The 17479-nt window shown below is 41.3% G+C and carries 13 protein-coding genes and 3 tRNA genes; 12 read left to right on the forward strand and 4 right to left on the reverse strand.

What is annotated here, in order from left to right:
* Window positions 1-794: 794 nt before the first annotated feature.
* The 3 genes from ACK1I8_RS06090 to ACK1I8_RS06100 are packed head-to-tail and all read right to left on the reverse strand — an operon-like array spanning window position 795 to window position 2354.
* A complete protein-coding gene (locus ACK1I8_RS06090; protein WP_412468449.1) occupies window positions 795-968 on the reverse strand; it encodes an Arc family DNA binding domain-containing protein in 174 nt (57 codons plus the stop codon).
* A 2-nt stretch (window positions 969-970) separates the two neighbouring features.
* Window positions 971-1492 carry a hypothetical protein gene (locus ACK1I8_RS06095; protein WP_412468450.1) on the reverse strand — a complete coding sequence of 174 codons (522 nt, stop codon included), beginning with the start codon at window positions 1490-1492 and terminating at the stop codon, window positions 971-973.
* Between the two features lie 4 nt (window positions 1493-1496).
* A complete protein-coding gene (locus ACK1I8_RS06100; protein ID WP_412468451.1) occupies window positions 1497-2354 on the reverse strand; it encodes an SPFH domain-containing protein in 858 nt (285 codons plus the stop codon).
* A gap of 190 nt (window positions 2355-2544) precedes the next feature.
* On the opposite strand from ACK1I8_RS06100, the gene ACK1I8_RS06105 reads away from it, so the two are divergent.
* The 4 genes from ACK1I8_RS06105 to ACK1I8_RS06120 all read left to right on the forward strand — a co-directional run bounded on the left by ACK1I8_RS06105 (window position 2545) and on the right by ACK1I8_RS06120 (window position 5025).
* Window positions 2545-4551 (forward strand): HD family phosphohydrolase, encoded by a 2007-nt coding sequence (locus ACK1I8_RS06105; protein WP_412469351.1) that lies wholly within the window; start codon window positions 2545-2547, stop codon window positions 4549-4551.
* 82 nt (window positions 4552-4633) lie between these two features.
* A tRNA-Ser gene (locus tag ACK1I8_RS06110) sits at window positions 4634-4720 on the forward strand.
* A 102-nt stretch (window positions 4721-4822) separates the two neighbouring features.
* A tRNA-Pro gene (locus ACK1I8_RS06115) sits at window positions 4823-4896 on the forward strand.
* Window positions 4897-4951: 55 nt separating this feature from the next.
* Window positions 4952-5025: transfer RNA gene (locus ACK1I8_RS06120), tRNA-Pro, on the forward strand.
* A gap of 559 nt (window positions 5026-5584) precedes the next feature.
* Here ACK1I8_RS06120 and glmS read toward each other — a convergent pair.
* Window positions 5585-7423, reverse strand: coding sequence for a glutamine--fructose-6-phosphate transaminase (isomerizing) (gene glmS, locus ACK1I8_RS06125; protein ID WP_412468452.1), 1839 nt, complete (start codon window positions 7421-7423; stop codon window positions 5585-5587).
* Between the two features lie 430 nt (window positions 7424-7853).
* Here glmS and ACK1I8_RS06130 point away from each other — a divergent pair, with 430 nt between their 5' ends.
* Genes ACK1I8_RS06130 through ACK1I8_RS06165 form a run of 8 tightly spaced genes read left to right on the forward strand, consistent with a single transcriptional unit; the run spans window position 7854 to window position 17468 of the window.
* A complete protein-coding gene (locus ACK1I8_RS06130) occupies window positions 7854-8360 on the forward strand; it encodes a UpxY family transcription antiterminator (protein ID WP_412468453.1) in 507 nt (168 codons plus the stop codon).
* Between the two features lie 10 nt (window positions 8361-8370).
* Window positions 8371-9135 (forward strand): polysaccharide biosynthesis/export family protein, encoded by a 765-nt coding sequence (locus ACK1I8_RS06135; protein ID WP_412468454.1) that lies wholly within the window; start codon window positions 8371-8373, stop codon window positions 9133-9135.
* Between the two features lie 8 nt (window positions 9136-9143).
* Entirely contained in the window at window positions 9144-11528 is a 2385-nt protein-coding gene (locus tag ACK1I8_RS06140) for a GumC family protein (RefSeq protein ID WP_412468455.1), read from the forward strand.
* A 39-nt stretch (window positions 11529-11567) separates the two neighbouring features.
* Window positions 11568-12566 carry a mannose-1-phosphate guanylyltransferase gene (locus ACK1I8_RS06145; RefSeq protein ID WP_412468456.1) on the forward strand — a complete coding sequence of 333 codons (999 nt, stop codon included), beginning with the start codon at window positions 11568-11570 and terminating at the stop codon, window positions 12564-12566.
* A 26-nt stretch (window positions 12567-12592) separates the two neighbouring features.
* The gene (locus ACK1I8_RS06150) at window positions 12593-13540 is read left to right on the forward strand and encodes a GDP-L-fucose synthase family protein (protein ID WP_412468457.1); all 948 of its coding nucleotides are present in this window, start codon (window positions 12593-12595) and stop codon (window positions 13538-13540) included.
* Window positions 13541-13566: 26 nt separating this feature from the next.
* Window positions 13567-14664, forward strand: coding sequence for a GDP-mannose 4,6-dehydratase (gene gmd / locus ACK1I8_RS06155; protein ID WP_412468458.1), 1098 nt, complete (start codon window positions 13567-13569; stop codon window positions 14662-14664).
* A 54-nt stretch (window positions 14665-14718) separates the two neighbouring features.
* A complete protein-coding gene (locus ACK1I8_RS06160; protein WP_412468459.1) occupies window positions 14719-16074 on the forward strand; it encodes a nucleotide sugar dehydrogenase in 1356 nt (451 codons plus the stop codon).
* 2 nt (window positions 16075-16076) lie between these two features.
* Window positions 16077-17468 (forward strand): lipopolysaccharide biosynthesis protein, encoded by a 1392-nt coding sequence (locus ACK1I8_RS06165; protein ID WP_412468460.1) that lies wholly within the window; start codon window positions 16077-16079, stop codon window positions 17466-17468.
* Window positions 17469-17479: the final 11 nt, after the last annotated feature.

The raw sequence follows: 17479 nt of genomic DNA on the forward strand, positions 1-17479 counted from the left end.
TTTCATTGATTAAGGTTTTGGAAAGCAAAACTTGTAGTGCTTAGGGTAGTTCAGTCCTGCTGTTCGCTATAGCCCTCATGCTTCGGGGCTGCCGCTGCCATCAGGTTTAATTAACTTAGGTGAGTGGTGCTTGGGAGCGTTTTCTTTTCTGGCGCCCATTACTCCCCTTTTATTAGGAAGAGGTACCCGCAGGGCGGGGTGGCTGATTAGTTTTATGATAACGACGCGGTGTTAAAGCTTAATGTTTTGATGTCTGCTTAATTGGTATAGGTTTTGGAAATGAACGTTTAGTATTTTTCGCTTGCTGCAGTCCTGCTGTTCGCTGTAGCCCTCATGCTTCGGGGCTGCCGCTGCCATCAGGTTTAATTAACTTAGGTGGGTGGTGCTTGGGAGTGTTTTCTTTTATGGCACCGATTACTCCCCTCCTTATTGAGGAGGGGTGCCCGAAGGGCGGGGTGGTTGATTAGTTTTATGATAACGATGCGGTGTTAAAGCTTAATATCTTGATGGCTATTTCATTGATTAAGGTTTTGGAAAGCAAAACTTGTAGTGCTTAGGGTAGTTCAGTCCTGCTGTTCGCTATAGCCCTCATGCTTCGGAGCTGCCGCTGCCATCAGGTTTAATTAACTTAGGTGGGTGGTGCTTGGGAGTGTTTTCTTTTATGGCGCGGATTATTCTCATCGTTATTAACGTGGGGGGGCGCAGGGCGGCTGATTAGTTTTATGATAACGATGCAGTGTTAAAGCTTAATGTTTTGATGTCTGCTTAATTGGTTTTTAATTTCCGGCTAGCCTTTAAAGTTGATCGTCCTTTGCTTTTCCCTTTTTTCTTGATTTAATAGCCTGCGTAAGCAAAAACTCAATATGCCCGTTCGTACTTCTAAATTCATCGGCGGCCCAGGTTTCTACTTCTTTTAACAAAGCAGGACTAATCCTTAATACAAACGCTTTTTTATCTTTCTCCGCCATTCTTATTGTATTGCTTGTATATTATACCTCGTTTTTAAATTGATCAGGAATATTTCCATTTCATCGATCCGGTTGGAGCTGAAAAGCCGTTTTTTGCCGTTCTTAAATTCCAGTTGCAAGCCCCTGTCTTTATCATTTAAGAGATAAGCTTTATCATTGAATTTAAACCAAAGTCGGCTTTTAACCCCATAACCACCATAACCACCAAAGGCATCATACTTTGTGATGTAGGCCTTCGTTATTTCGTCCCATTCAAGGTGTTTTAATCTGGCTTTAAATGGAAAATAACGATAGTAAATGCCCTTCTGGTTGATCCGCAATGTTAAAACATTTTGCTGGATGAGGAAAATAATGGCAAAAGGTAAAATTACGGCCCACAGTGGCGCAAAATAAACGGCTTTTAAGTCTGTAAAGCTCATGCCGCCTTTGTCGAAAAGCACTATGCTCAATACAATTATGGCATCAACACCTACGAGAAGGTATAGCCACCACAATTTTAAATGCTGTTTTTCCTCAAATTCCATTTGTTTAATTATATAAGGTACCCGTATTTACTACAGGTTGCACATGGCGGTCGCCACAAAGTACAACCAGTAAATTACTCACCATAGCTGCTTTACGCTCTTCATCCAGATCAACAATTCCCTTTTGCGATAATTTTTCTAACGCCATCTCTACCATACCCACCGCACCTTCAACGATTAATTTACGGGCTGCAATTACCGCTGTAGCCTGCTGGCGCTGTAACATAGCGCTCGCAATTTCTGGTGCATAGGCTAAATGCGAAATCCTGGCCTCTAAAACTTCTATGCCCGCCCGTGATAAACGTTCATTCAGCTCACTCTCCAAAAGTTCACTTACTTTTTCGGCACCATCTTTTAAGGTGATGCTGGCTTCATCTCCTTCAGCATGGTCATACGGGAAGATGTTTGCCAGATGCCTTACAGCAGCTTCACTCTGGATGTTTACATATTGCATGTAATTTTCTACGGAGAAAACGGCTTTAGCCGTTTCATTTACTTTCCAAACCACCACAGCCGCAATTTCGATCGGATTGCCCAGTTTGTCGTTCACCTTTAGCTGCTGCCCGTTTAAATTATTTGCTTTTAACGATACCCGTCTTTTTGCCGTTAAAGGGTTTACCCAGAAAAAGCCGTCGGCTTTCACCGTACCCATATATTTTCCAAACAGCGTGAGGACCATCGATTGGTTGGGGTTGATAATTAAGAAACCCGGAAAGATTAAAAATACATCTATCGCTAATAAAACACCTCCCCAAAGAAAAATCTGTGAAACAAAACAAAAAACAGAAGCGCCTAATAATGCTAAGCTCAATGCGAAAGTTAGATAGCCAGATGGCGGACTGATAATTTTTTCCTGATACATAATTGATATTAATTTGATATCATAAAGTAAAATATAAAATCTGGCAATTGCAAACAAAACACCTAAAATGTATATTAGATAAAAATGTTACTTTTGACAATACAATAAAGACATCGTTTTGGCCAAGATCAAGAGAAATTCCCACAAGATCCTTTACCGGAAGTATTCATCAAACCTGAAGTATGTGATGATGATATTTACCGTTTTCATTATTACGCTATTCCTGCCCAAACAGCCCCGGTTTAGATATGAGTTTGAAAAAAATGCAGTATGGAAAAACAAGGATCTGATTGCGCCTTTCAGTTTTGCTATTTTAAAAACGAATCCACAGGTCAATGCGGATAAAAAAAACGCCTTAAAAGATATTTTACCGGTTTATCAGCTGGATAGGAGCATTGCGGCGAATGCGTTGGAAGAGTTTGCCAACGAATTTGATGTAAAATGGAAATCGAAACAGCTTAGCGAGAAAGACCGGGACACTTATAAAAATGCCGCCTATAAGTTGCTGCAGCGTATTTATGAGAAGGGGATTATTGGCTTGAATGTGAAACACCAGGCAGGTGGTAAAAACTATGATTTTTCGCTGATTGAAAATAATGTGGCACAGGAGAAAAATACACAGGATGTTTTTACGGCCGAATCGGCCCTGAATTTTTTTAAAGATAATTTTAAGGCTCCAAATCAGGTAATGGGCGATCTGGTTGCCAACCTGGCCATTGATCATATTACCCCAAATATTGTGTTTGATGAACGGCTGACGCAAACTATACAGGATAATACGGTGAACAATATCTCTACTACTAAAGGGATGGTACAAAAGGGCGAGCTTATTGTAGCCAAAAACGATGTGATTGATGAAGAAATTTATCAGAAACTGGAATCTTATAAAGCTACCTACGATGCACAAACCAAAACCATTGGCAGCAGGGCACTCGTCTATCTGGGGCAGGTGGTATTGGTTGGCTTTATTATCACAATATTAATGTCGTTCCTTTTTCTATTCCGGAAGGATATTTTTGCCGATAACCGTCAGCTTTCCTTAATCCTTATTGTTACCACGGGAATGCTGTTAGCTTTAACATGGGCCATAAAGATGGAGATCCCAAGTTTGTACTATATTCCTTTCTGTGTGGTGCCTATCATCATCAGGATCTTGTTTGATACCCGTTTGGCACTTTATCTCCATATGCTGGTGATTTTAATTGCCGGCTTCTTTGTGGCCAACAGTTTCGAATTTGTGTTTTATCAGGTTACAGCGGGTATGGTGGCCATATTCAGCATTAAAAACTTTGTGAAGCGTGAGCGGTTCCTGGTTTCGGCTTTACTTATTCTGCTGGCCTATTTTGTTTCTTTCGTGGGTATTGCCTTACTCCGCGAAGGTTCTTTTCGCGAAATTGAATGGGTGAATTTTGTCCCTTTTGTTTTTAGCGTATTGTTATCGCTCCTGGCTTATCCGTTAATTTACCTGTTCGAGCGTATTTTCGGCATCACCTCCGATGTAGCGTTGATCGAGCTGACCAATACCAATAATAAACTGTTAAGGGAACTGGCCTTTAAAGCGCCTGGGACCTTTCAGCACTCTTTGCAGGTAGCTAACCTTGCTGAAGCAGCAATATTTAAAATTGGCGGTAATTCTGTACTGGTTAGGGCAGGAGCCTTATATCATGATATTGGTAAGGTAGACAATCCGCAGTATTTTATCGAAAACCAGAATACCGCCGTGAGTCCGCATGATAAATTGCCTTACGAGCAAAGTGCGCAAATTATTATTCAGCATGTACACAAAGGAATTGAAATTTTGAGAAAGAACCAGATTCCCGAAGCCATCATCGATTTCATCAGAACACACCATGGCAATACCCGTGTCGATTATTTTTACCAGTCGTTTTTAAAAAATACACCTGAAAAATTTGTCGACGAAAATATTTTCCGCTACCCGGGGCCGATACCTTTTAGCAAAGAAACCGGGGTGCTAATGCTCGCCGATTCTGTGGAAGCAGCCTCGAGAAGTCTCAAAAATCCCGATGCACAGAACATAAACGACATCGTTGAACGCATCATTAACTATAAATTGGAGCAAAATCAGTTAGATGACTGCGATTTGACGTTAAAAGATATCGAGACTATCAAATTGATATTCAAGACGATGCTCATGAGTATTTATCATGTGCGGATAGATTATCAACAAAATTTGTAATTTTTTTTTGTTCGATAACTTGTTTTACTATATTTGCAGACCTCAAAACAACGCCGGTAGGGCGGAAAAAAGGAGGTTTGAAGGTGAGGTGCCTGAGAGGCCGAAAGGAACAGTTTGCTAAACTGTCGTACTGGTAACGGTACCGCGGGTTCGAATCCCGCCCTCACCGCTGAAATAAAAAAAAGTTGGTAAATAAATGGAAAAACCCAATAAAATCCATATCTTTGCCATCCCTTAGAAATAAGGTTTAAAAAAGATCGATACCAAAGTTCGGGATGTAGCGTAGCCCGGTATCGCGCCACATTTGGGATGTGGAGGTCGTAGGTTCGAATCCTGCCATCCCGACTAAAAAGTTCAATCCACTTTACAACAGGATTAAAAAAAGATCGATACCAATGTTCGGGATGTAGCGTAGCCCGGTATCGCGCCACATTTGGGATGTGGAGGTCGTAGGTTCGAATCCTGCCATCCCGACAAATGAAAGCCCTTCTTGCACCGCAAGAAGGGCTTTGTTGTTTCATGAAGTGCCAGGGAGCTGCGAAGGCTGGAGCTTATCTCAAAAAAAAAATTCCAGGATCAGCGTAGCTAACCCTGCATCCCCGCACAAATAGCAATAAGCCTTTAGATCGTGAGATTTATAAGCTTATTTATTGTGATAGTAATTTGCATGGTGCGAGTCGCCTGGGATTACAGATCAAGGATCGTATTCAACAGTTCTGGATTCGGTAAATAAATAGGGATCAAACTCAAAGCCTGGGAGTAGAGCAGTTTATTTATTTCTTTAGGATATTATTACTTTGGATATCTTAACATTATCATTATCGCTGCCTGCAGGTTTACAGTCTACCTTAAACTTGACAATTTCGAACATTAATAATTTAATCACGTACTAGTTTCAGTTATCAGCATGTTCGGGGCATTATGGGTTAAGATCATTTTTTTTTAATTCATGATGTTAAAAAAGAATGCGCTTGCCCGCTCGCTCCAAACTTTGGTCCCTAAAATCATTGTAGCCTTTTACAACCGGGTTCATCTACTCAACAGTTACTGATTTGGCCAGGTTTCTTGGCTGATCGACATCACAGTTTCTCATCACAGCAATATAATAAGAGAGTAGTTGAAGTGGAATAGTGGCCAGGAGGGGGAGGAAAGCTTCATTGGTACCAGGGATTTCGATACAATAATCTGCCATTTTTTTTACTTCGGTATCGCCCTGCGTTACGATCGCAATCACCTGGCCTTTTCTGGCCTTCACTTCCTGAATATTGCTGATAACCTTCTCGTATGAAGAATTCTTAGTGGCAATAAAGACTACCGGCATATCTGCATCTATCAGTGCAATCGGGCCATGTTTCATTTCTGCTGCAGGATACCCTTCGGCATGTATATAGGAAATTTCTTTTAATTTTAATGCACCTTCCAAAGCAACAGGAAAATCACTTCCGCGGCCGAGGAACAAACAGTTACTGGCATCCTTCATGTTTTCGGCTACCTGTTTAATCAGCTGACTTGATTTCAGGGTTTCCTGTATCTTTCCGGGTATGGCATCGAGTTCAGTTAACAGTTCAATTAATTTTGAAGTGGTAAGGGTTCCCTTATGCTGTGCCATGTAAAAGGCAATTAAGGTCAGTGCAGTAACTTGTGCAGTAAAGGCCTTGGTAGAGGCTACACCAATCTCCGGGCCGGCGTGGGTATATACTCCGGCATGTGTGAGACGCGGAATGGATGCGCCGATCACATTGCAGATCCCCAGGATAGTTGCCCCACGTGTTTTTGCCAATTCGATGGCAGCAATAGTATCCGCGGTTTCTCCCGATTGGGAAATGGCAATGACCACATCTTTTTCCGTAATAATCGGATTTCTATACCTGAATTCCGAGGCATACTCTACTTCAACCCGAATACGGGCATATTCTTCAATTAAATATTCACCAACTAAACCCGCATGCCATGATGTTCCACAGGCCACGATGATAATCCGGTCTATATTTTCCAGCTTTTTTGCAAACGCTTTAATTCCCCCGAGGCGTACTTCGCCGGTTTCAGGATAAATGCGGCCACGCATACAATCCCTTACCGTTCGAGACTGTTCAAAGATTTCCTTGAGCATAAAATGATCAAACCCCGCCTTTTCCAGCAGTTCAAGCTTCAGTTCAAGTTCCTGAATCATTGGTGTTTGAATCACATCGTCCTGATGTTTGATCAACAAAGAATGAGGACGGATTAAAGCGATTTCATTGTCATTCAGGTAAATTACATTTTTGGTGTATTCTACAATTGGTGTCGCGTCGGATGCGATAAAATATTCTTCTACACCCACTCCAATCACCAGCGGACTTCCTTTTCTGGCGGCAATGAGGCAATCGGGTGCATTGCGATCCATAATCACGATAGCATAAGCTCCGCTTACCCGTTGCAAGGCGAGCTGAACGGCACGGTCTAATTCCAGGTGCTCTATCTGCTGTATTTCTTCAATAAGGTGAATCAGAATCTCTGTATCGGTATCACTTTCAAATTGATGGTTCCGTTCAAGGAGTTCTTCTTTTAATATTGCATAGTTTTCAATAATGCCGTTATGGATAATGGCGAGCGCGCCGTTGTTGGAGAGATGTGGATGAGCATTACGGTCTGATGGCTCCCCATGTGTTGCCCATCGTGTATGCCCCATGCCTGCATTGCCCGATTGATCGAGTTTTGCAGCAAAATCCTCAAGTGCTGCCACTTTTCCAGCTTTTTTATAGATATACTGACCATTATCTCCTGCAATGGCAATTCCAGCACTATCATAACCTCTGTATTCCAGCCGTTTCAGGCCTTTGATAATCACCGGCCAGGCTTCTCTGTAGCCTATATAGCCAACTATTCCGCACATATTTTTGTTTTTGCGGCAAATATATCTATTGAAAATAGCGGCTTTATCCCTCGTTTTAGGGATTAAATGGTGAATAAACGGAAATACAGGGATTGCCCGCCAAGATCCAAAGTAAAGGTAGGGGAAGAACCTCTTCATTTCGGTAGATTGAGAAAACCAGTTTAAGGCTCAAAACTTAATGGCTTAACGGTTCCATTAATTGTACGGTGGTACCGGAACGTTAGCACCCGCATCGGCTGACCTGTCTGTATATAAAATTAATAAAAAAAATGAACTAAAAAATATATACCTGCCTTATTTAAGGGGGATGGTTTATTCCATCAAGCTCTAAATTTGCACAGGAAATAAAAAATGTTGTTTCCGGTTATTTAATAATTCACCTGAATGTTAGTCAGGTTTAGCGAAGCTATTGTCCACTCAGAATTTAAAAATGATAAGCGCCTCAACAGAATGGTATGCGGTTTATACAAAGCCGAGATTTGAAAAAAAAGTATCCGAAAGGCTCGAAGCGAATGGCCTTTTACCTTATTGTCCCTTAAACAAAGTGGTGCGGCAATGGCACGATCGCAAAAAAACGATCCTGCAACCTTTGTTCCCATCTTATGTATTCGTTAAGATCGATAAGAAAAATATGTGGCGGGTAAAGGAAACCGATGGAGTGGTCAACTTTGTGCACTGGCAGGGGAAACCTGCAGTCATCAGAGAGGTAGAAATTGAGGCAATTAAGGATTTTCTGAATCACTATTCTGATGTGAAGGTAAACCAGGAGCAGATCAGGATCAACGATAAAATCAGGATCAATTCAGGTTACCTGAAAGGTAGAGAAGCCAGGGTGCTGTTCACATCGGGCAAACAAGTTAAGCTCGAAATCCTCTCCATTGGCATGAGCCTTACGGCTATTGTCAATACATCAGATTTATCTCTCATAAAAAACTAACTTTATTACTTTGAAGGCTGCAAAAATATCCGCTTACCTGATCGGCTTTATTTTTATTCTCGATCTCTTATCCTGCGGAACAAGTAGAAAAATCAATTTTTTTGATGATTTAAAAGATCAGCAAACATATCGTGTTCCAAAAACAGTCGTGGTAGATACCATTAAAAAAGGTGACCTGCTGTATATCTATGTAAACAGTGCAGATGTGTTGGGATCAGCTAATTTCAACAATGTTCTTGCCGGGAGCATACAAACAGATGTTTTACAACTCAATGGATACCTGGTTGATGAAAATGGCCAGATTAATTTTCCGGTACTCGGTCTCATTGACGCTTCGGGGAAAACCAAGAGCAAGCTCAAAAATGAGCTTGGCAAATCGCTCGAAGCCTATTTAAAAGATCCCGTAGTGACCATCAGGCAGCTGAATTTCAGTGTTACCGTGATCGGAGAAGTAATGAAGCCGGGTAGCTATAGAAAAGTAGATGAACGAATGACCCTGCTCGATGCCATTGGCGAAGCAGGAGGGATTACCGAATTTGGAAATCTGGAAAGGGTGATGCTGATTCGTGAAAATGAGAAAGCCCAGCAATATCATCGCATTGATATGACCAACAGGGCGTCTGTAGCGCAGGAGTTTTTTTATCTCCAGGCAAACGATGTCATTTATGTTGAGCCAAGATCATCCAAAAAATTCAGAACCAGCCAAATGGCAACACTCATCCCTGCTATTATTACAGCGGCAGCATTGGTTCTTGTTAACACCATTTTCAAATAAACATCATCTTGAATAACGAAATAAACCATCAGTTTCAACTGGCTGATCATCAGGAAAAAAATGTACTGGGCAATATGGTTCAGCGTTTTCTTCCGTTTTGGCCATTGTTTTTGCTAAGTACGCTGATTACGCTTCTTTGTAGCTTTCTTTACCTGCGTTATACCAGTCCGATTTTTAAAATAGATTCGAAGATTCTGGTGAAAGATGAGAAAAAAGGCGTAGACGCCGGAAAGATATTAGACGCGTTAAATATTTTTGGAGAGAAGAAAATCGTCGAGAATGAGATTGAAATTATCCGCTCTGCTCCACTTATTAAAAAGGTAATCAAACAACTTGATTTGTATGTTACCCAAATGCATCAGGGTAGAATTAGGGACGTGGAACGGTATGGGAAAGACGCACCTTTAAAAATCTATGCCCTGAATAAGGAAAATTTACCCCAATCTTTAATCAAACTTCAGGTATCAGTTAACCTTAAGCAACACACCGTTGGCATCAATAGTACAAACTTTGCAATGGGTAACGCTATAAAAATTCAGGGACATGATTTTGTATTTGCAGTCAATCCGGATTATCTCGCCAAATACGGTGCGGAGCATCCTGAAAATCTTACCATTATCATTACGCCATTAGAAGAATTGGCAAAAAGCATGCAGGAGAACATTAAGGCTGAAGCCAGTTCAAAACAGTCTTCTGTTATTTCTATCGGTATGGAAGAATCAGATCCGGAAAAGGGTATCAAAATTATCGATGCGCTTTTCAGCGCCTATAATGAAGCGGCTATTGAGGATAAAAACGTTACCGCAGTAAATACCCTTAGGTTTGTAGATGAAAGACTTAAACTCATTACCAAAGATCTCAAATCAGTAGAACAGGAAATTAAAGATTTTAAAGCAAAGGAGGGCATCTTCGATATCAGCGCACAAGGGCAGATTTACCTGGAAACAGTTAAGGATAATGACGAAAAGCTTGCTCAGGTAAACCTGCAGCTGCTGGTGTTAAAAGATGTGGAAGATTATATCTACAAGAAAAAGTCAAATACCGGAATATCTCCCTCACTAATGGGCATTGATGATGTGGCGCTGGCAGATTTACTCGGAAAAATTTTCGATGTAGAGGCCCAGTTAGCCAGAATTGATGGCATTACCGGAAAACAAAACTACCAGCAACAACAGCTTAATGAGGAACTCAGCAGGTTAAAAAAGGCGATTTTAGAAAATATTAATAATATCCGCACCAATTTAAAGACTTCAGCGAACAGCCTGAATCATGATCTGAGCGTCAGTAAAGGATTGCTTAAACAGATTCCGGGAAAAGAAAAAGCGCTGATTGATATCTCGCGACAACAAGAGATTAAAAACGGCATTTATACTTTTCTGCTGCAGAAGAGAGAAGAAACCGCGCTTTCTTATGCTTCTGCTGCGGCCGATAGTCGGTTAATTGAACCCGCATCTGCGAGTTCAAAGCCTGTTAAGCCTAAAAAAATCTTTATTTATTTCATTGGCCTGGCCCTTGGCATCGGAATTTCAGCAGGCTTAGTATGGCTGAAGGAGGGACTCATGCAAACGGTGATGTTTCGTGAGGAACTGGAACAGCGGCTTCCTGCTCCGATTTTAGGTGAGCTATCTTATAATAAGGATAAACACAATCTCGTTGTGGCTGAAGGCAAAAGATCTATAATAGCAGAACAATTTCGGGCATTGCGGATCAATTTATCCTATCTGGGCCTGGGTAAAGATGATAAGATCATCCAGGTTTCATCATCCATACCAAGAGAAGGTAAATCTTTTGTGGCTCAAAACCTGGCGATCGCCATGTCGTTGATCGGGAAAAAAGTGCTGTTATTGGAGTTGGATCTGCGCAAACCTAAGCTAAGCAGAGGTTTTCCGGAACTTGCCGGCCCAGGTTTAACAGATTATCTTATTGATGCTGCCGATATGGATGCGATCATTCAGCAGGCTAAAGTAAAAGGAAAACCGGTAGAGAACTTAAGTCTAATCTCTTCGGGCGCTATTCCGCCCAATCCTACAGAGTTAATAGGTAGTGAAAAATTTTCCGACCTGATCGGAAAGCTCAAAAATAAATTTGATTATATTATTGTAGATACCCCTCCAATTAGTTTGGTAAGCGATGCACTGGTCTTCGCAAAATTCAGTTCGGTATCGCTTTATGTGGTCAGACATGAGTATACGCCAAAAGTTTACTTGAAATTTATCAGGCAACTGATTGATGAGGGTAAGCTCAAAAAACTCACCATCGTATTCAATAGTGTAAAGCAACGCGGAATGGGAGGTTATGGCGGTAATTATGGCTATAGCTATAGTTATGGCAGTTATATGGATGAAACTACCGGGTTTAAAAAACGTTTGCTAGGTTTCTTCCGGAAAAAATAAGCTGAAATTTCAGTATCACCATCAAACTTTTAGAATTCTATGATTTATAACGTTATCCTTTCCGGTGGCATTGGCAGTCGCTTATGGCCGCTCTCGCGAAAATCTGCGCCAAAACAATACCTCCCCATTATTGATGGAAAATCGATGTTTGAATTGACTTTGGACAGAAACAAGGCCATCTCAGATGGTTGTATCATTGTGGGCAATAAAGATAATCATCACCTCTCACAACAGGCGATAGCCAATAGCAACATCAATAATTACTCTTTTATCATTGAAGCTACTCCGAGAAATACAGCAGCTGCCATCGCTTTTGCTTGTTTCGGATTAGCCGAGAATGATATCGCAATTGTAACACCCGCTGACCATATGATAACTGGATGTACACAATATCAGCAGTCAATGGAAGAAGGTATAGCCCTGGCTGAGCAGGATGTGCTGGTTACTTTCGGTATCCGTCCGTCAAAACCGGAAACAGGCTATGGCTACATCGAAAAGGCGGATAACCGGGTACTTTCGTTTAGAGAGAAACCTGATCTGGAAACTGCAAAAGGCTTTTTAGAGAATGGTTCTTTCCTATGGAACAGTGGTATGTTTTGTTTCAAGGCAGGCGTATATATCAAAGAACTGCAGCTACATGCGCCCACAGTTTACGAGGCCGCATATAAAACATGGTGTCACAGGTCTGGTACCTTTATGCCTTCCTCCGAAACTTTAGAAATACCCGCTATCAGTGTAGATTATGCGGTTATGGAGCGGTCTGCTAATCTGAGGGTAATTGAGGCTGATTTTAAATGGAGCGATCTCGGCTCTTTTGATGCCATTTGGGATTATAAGGAAAATATTTCCGGAAACAATAAGGCCATGCCAAACCTGGTAATCGCTACTCAAAATAAGCATGTGGAATTTATCGGATTGGAAAACCTCATTCTCGTAGAAACGAATGACGCCATTCTTGTGATTCCCCGGAACCAAAGCCAGAAAGTGAAAGAAATTTATGATAGACTGGAACTGGAAAAGCCTGCTTTACTGCAATAGTCTCAACCAAGTAAATTATTGAAAACATGGATAAAAATGCAGTCATCTATATAGCTGGTCACCGCGGAATGGTTGGATCAGCCATTTATAGAAAATTAAAAAAAGAGGGTTACAATCGGATTATTACCAGAAGTTCGGCAGCACTCGATCTCAGAGATCAAGAATCGGTCGGCCAGTTTTTTGCAAAAGAGAAACCGGAATATGTCTTTCTCGCCGCTGCAAAAGTTGGTGGGATTGTAGCCAATAATACTTACAGAGCAGAGTTTTTATATGATAATCTGGTAATTCAGAATAATGTGATTCATCAATCCTACGTCAACGGTGTAACAAAACTCATGTTTTTGGGAAGCAGCTGTATTTATCCTAAGCTGGCACCTCAACCTTTAAAAGAAACGTATTTACTTACCGGATTACTCGAACCTACCAATGAGCCTTATGCTATAGCCAAAATAGCAGGTATAAAACTTTGCGAAGCCTATAGGGATCAGTATGGATGTAACTTTATTAGCGTTATGCCTACCAATCTTTACGGCGAAGGTGATAACTATCATCGCGAGCATTCGCATGTATTGCCAGCCTTAATCAGAAAAATCCATGAAGCCAAGGTAAATGATTATCCATCGGTTAGTGTTTGGGGCAGCGGAGAACCTAAAAGAGAGTTTTTATATGCTGACGACCTGGCTGATGCCTGTTATTTTCTGATGACGCATTACGATGAAAAAGAGCCGGTTAATATCGGTACCGGAGAAGATCTGAGTATTAAAGAACTTGCTTTGCTCATCTGTCGAGTCATCGGTTTTAAAGGGGATTTAATTTTCGATCAGAGCAAACCCGATGGTACACCCCGCAAACTGATGGATGTTTCGAAGTTGCACGCTTTGGGTTGGAAGCATCAGACCATTTTGAAAAAGGGCGTTACCAAGGCATATCTCGATTTTCTGGAATCTACCCAGGCACTCCGCTACGCTCAATAAAACGACAATAACATAAATTAAATATAATGAAAACAGCGCTTATTACAGGTGTTACCGGGCAGGATGGTGCCTATCTGGCTGAATTGCTTTTAAAGAAAGGATATTTTGTACATGGACTTAAAAGAAGATCTTCCCTGATCAATACCGGACGCATTGACTTTTTATACCAAGATCCACACGTGGATGAATTAAGATTTAAACTGCATTATGGCGACATGACGGATAGTACGAACCTGATCCGCATTATACAGGAAACTCAACCAGACGAAATTTATAACCTGGCAGCGATGAGCCATGTTAAAGTCAGTTTTGATACCCCTGAATATACGGCTAATGCCGATGGAACAGGTACATTACGTCTGCTGGAAGCCATCCGCATTTTAGGCCTGGAGAAAAAAACACGGGTATATCAGGCTTCTACTTCAGAACTGTATGGTTTGGTTCAGGAAGTTCCGCAGAGAGAATCTACCCCATTTTATCCACGCAGTCCATATGCGGTAGCTAAGTTGTATGCCTACTGGATCACCGTGAATTACCGCGAGGCATACGGCATTTACGCTTGCAATGGTATTTTATTTAATCATGAATCTCCCTTGCGTGGCGAAACTTTTGTAACCCGTAAAATTACCATGGCGGTGGCAGCAATAGCTATGGGTTACCAGGAGAAACTTTATTTGGGCAACATGGATGCCCTTCGTGACTGGGGCCATGCGAAGGATTATGTTGAAGCCATGTGGCTTATTTTGCAACAAGATGTACCTGAAGATTATGTAATCGCTACCGGGATCACCACTAAAGTAAGAGATTTTGTGCGTATGGCATTCGCCGAGGTAGGCATTACGGTGGCTTTTGAGGGGACAGGGTTAAATGAACGGGGTTATGTTGCCGCGTGCGATCACCCGCAGTATCAGATCGGTATTGGCAAAGAGATCATTGCGGTAGATGAGGCTTATTTCAGGCCAACAGAAGTAGAACTGCTGATCGGCGATCCTATAAAGGCAAAAACCCAATTGGGATGGACACCTCAATACGACCTCGCTGCGTTGGTACAGGAGATGGTGGCAGCCGATATAGAAAACCTGAATATGGAGGTAACCAAAAAATACAGGCATCAAATCATATAGGTACAAACCAGTATTAGGGATGCAACCCGTTTTAAAAACTTAGATCAGCAAAAAATGGATCAAAAAAAAATTGTAGTCGTTGGACTAGGATATGTTGGCTTGCCATTGGCGATTGAATTTGCCAGGAAATATGCGGTGATTGGATTTGACATCGATACCAACAGAATTGCTGAACTGAACAATGGCTTTGACCGCACTAAAGAGGTTAGCAAAGCATGTTTAGATGGCATCCTAAGGGCCAAAAACCACTTGTCTTTTGCAGAGGCAGCAATACAGGCCAATGGTTTAGCTGATGAATTGTCAGCTATGGAGTTGCCGGGAGAAGGTAGCATCATTTTTTCTTCTTCCATTGAAGAAATCCGGGACGCCGAAATATTTATTGTTACCGTACCTACACCTATAGACGAGTTTAAAAAACCGGATCTCCACCCGCTTTTAAAAGCAAGCGAAACAGTAGGGAAGGTATTGAAAAAGGGTGATATCGTAATTTATGAATCTACCGTTTATCCGGGCTGTACAGAAGAAGATTGTGTACCGGTTTTAGAAGCCAACAGCAGATTAAAATTTAACGAAGATTTCTATTGCGGTTATTCACCAGAAAGGATAAATCCCGGTGACAAAATCAATACACTGACCAAAATTAAAAAAGTGACCTCAGGTTCCACGCCTGAAATTGCAAGGGAAGTTAATGCCCTTTATGCCTCGATCATTGCGGCCGGAACACACCTGGCGCCCAGTATAAAAGTTGCAGAAGCCAGTAAAGCGATTGAAAATGCACAGCGTGATATTAACATTTCTTTTGTTAATGAACTCGCCCTGATCTTTGATCGCATTGGCATCGATACCACTGATGTAATTGAAGCGGCATCAACGAAATGGAATTTTTTGCCGTACAAACCAGGTCTGGTAGGTGGCCATTGCATTGGTGTAGATCCCTATTATCTGGCCCACAAGGCGGAATCGTTCGGTTATCATCCGCAGGTTATTCTTTCAGGTAGAAGGGTAAACGATAGCATGGGTGGTTTCGTGGTGAATAAGGTGCTTAAATTAATGATCAAAAAAGAACTTTTAATCAAAAATGCAAAATGCCTCATTTTGGGTTTCACGTTTAAGGAAAATTGTCCGGATGTCAGAAATACTAGGGTAATTGATATTTATATGGAACTTGTTCAGTTTGGCCTGAGCGTAGATGTTTACGACCCATGGGCAAATGCTGATGAGGTATACAGTGAGTATGGTGTAAAAATCATGAACAATCTCCATCACGAGGGTAATTACGATGCCATTATCCTTACTGTAGCCCATCAACAATTTATGAAACTTGATGTCGAACAGCTCAAAAATCAAAATGGGGTAATATTCGATGCCAAATCCGTAATTGACAGAAATTTGGTAGATGGTCGATTATAAATATGGCAGTGAAAAAACGTATTGTCAACAGCCTTAGTTTTTATAGGCGGAAAGCTTCTTTTTTTTTTGAGAAGAAGGATGCCAGGGAAATTAAAATCTTTAAAAATGTGATCATCTCCTTTGGCGTAAAAGGAGGCAGTATCCTGATCGGGTTAATAATAGTACCACTCACCATTAATTACATCAGTGCTACCAATTACGGGATCTGGCTCACTTTAAGTTCGATCATGAGCTGGATGAGTTTCTTTGATATCGGAATGGGTAACGGACTACGGAATAAACTCACGCATGCCATGGCTCATGAGCAATACGAGGAAGCCAAAAGATACATCAGTTCTACCTATGCCGCCTTAATTGTAATTTCAGGCTGTGTATTTTTATTCTTTTGCATAATCAACCCACTAATTAACTGGCGCGGTTTTTTAAATATCCCATGCGCAGTTACGGCAGATATGCATTTGCTTTTGCTGATCTTAATTGGAGCATTTTGTATTCAGCTAAGTGCTCAGATCATTAATGTGGTGGTTACCGCTATTCACCAGTCTGCACTGGCCGGATTTATATCTTTTCTGGGGCAGCTGGGTGTCTTGATTACGGTATTGATATTCAGATTTACGGTGCCGGCAAGTTTGCTGATGGTAACGGTTGCATTGGCATTTGTGCCCTTGTTTATACTTTTAATAGCCACACTTATATTATTTAATGGCAGGTTAAACCATATCAGTCCTGAGTTAAAATATGTAAAGCTAAAATATGCAAAGGAAATACTCCATGTTGGAGGGGCATTCTTTTTAATTCAGCTCGGTGCGCTTGTACTTTTCCAAACCGATAATATTATCATCAGCCGTGTAATCGGGCCTCAATCCGTCACCAGTTTTAATATTGCCTACCGGCTGTTCTCAATCATCATTATGGCATTCACCATTTTGATGACCCCTTATTGGAGCGCATTTGCTGATGCTTATGCAAAAAAAGATCTGGTTTGGATGAAAACAAATTTTAGGAAGATGAAAAGAATCTGGTTATTGGTTTCGCTACTGATTATTCCAGTGTTGTTTTTGCTATCTGATTTGATTTACAGTCTGTGGATAGGTAGCTCAGTGTCGGTTTCCAAGGTACTTTCCTTTGCCATGGCCTGTTATGCGGTGGTATACACCGGAATGTCTCTGAATAGTTATTTTCTCAATGGTTTGGGTAAGATCAGGTTGCAAAAATACCTCTACATTATTGCCTGTTTCGTTAATATCCCGCTCTCTGTTTGGATGACCGGAAAGATCGGTGTAGCTGGTGCCGTATTTTCAAATGTGATAGTGCTGGCTGTAATGACGACTTTGCTCTGGATCCAGAGCAATAAAATTCTGGCAGGTGCGAATAGTGGCTGGTGGGGCAATTAAAAATGTTATAA

The sequence above is a fragment of the Pedobacter sp. KLB.chiD genome (assembly GCF_047040275.1).
In the GTDB taxonomy this organism is placed as follows: Bacteria; Bacteroidota; Bacteroidia; order Sphingobacteriales; family Sphingobacteriaceae; genus Pedobacter.

Coding starts and splice junctions, on each gene's coding strand:
- ACK1I8_RS06090 (WP_412468449.1), bottom strand. CDS start 968: ATGGCGGAGAAAGATAAAAAAGCGTTTGTATTAAGGATTAGTCCTGCT.
- ACK1I8_RS06095 (WP_412468450.1), bottom strand. CDS start 1,492: ATGGAATTTGAGGAAAAACAGCATTTAAAATTGTGGTGGCTATACCTT.
- ACK1I8_RS06100 (WP_412468451.1), bottom strand. CDS start 2,354: ATGTATCAGGAAAAAATTATCAGTCCGCCATCTGGCTATCTAACTTTC.
- ACK1I8_RS06105 (WP_412469351.1), top strand. CDS start 2,545: ATGATATTTACCGTTTTCATTATTACGCTATTCCTGCCCAAACAGCCC.
- glmS (WP_412468452.1), bottom strand. CDS start 7,423: ATGTGCGGAATAGTTGGCTATATAGGCTACAGAGAAGCCTGGCCGGTG.
- ACK1I8_RS06130 (WP_412468453.1), top strand. CDS start 7,854: ATGATAAGCGCCTCAACAGAATGGTATGCGGTTTATACAAAGCCGAGA.
- ACK1I8_RS06145 (WP_412468456.1), top strand. CDS start 11,568: ATGATTTATAACGTTATCCTTTCCGGTGGCATTGGCAGTCGCTTATGG.
- ACK1I8_RS06150 (WP_412468457.1), top strand. CDS start 12,593: ATGGATAAAAATGCAGTCATCTATATAGCTGGTCACCGCGGAATGGTT.
- gmd (WP_412468458.1), top strand. CDS start 13,567: ATGAAAACAGCGCTTATTACAGGTGTTACCGGGCAGGATGGTGCCTAT.
- ACK1I8_RS06160 (WP_412468459.1), top strand. CDS start 14,719: ATGGATCAAAAAAAAATTGTAGTCGTTGGACTAGGATATGTTGGCTTG.
- ACK1I8_RS06165 (WP_412468460.1), top strand. CDS start 16,077: ATGGCAGTGAAAAAACGTATTGTCAACAGCCTTAGTTTTTATAGGCGG.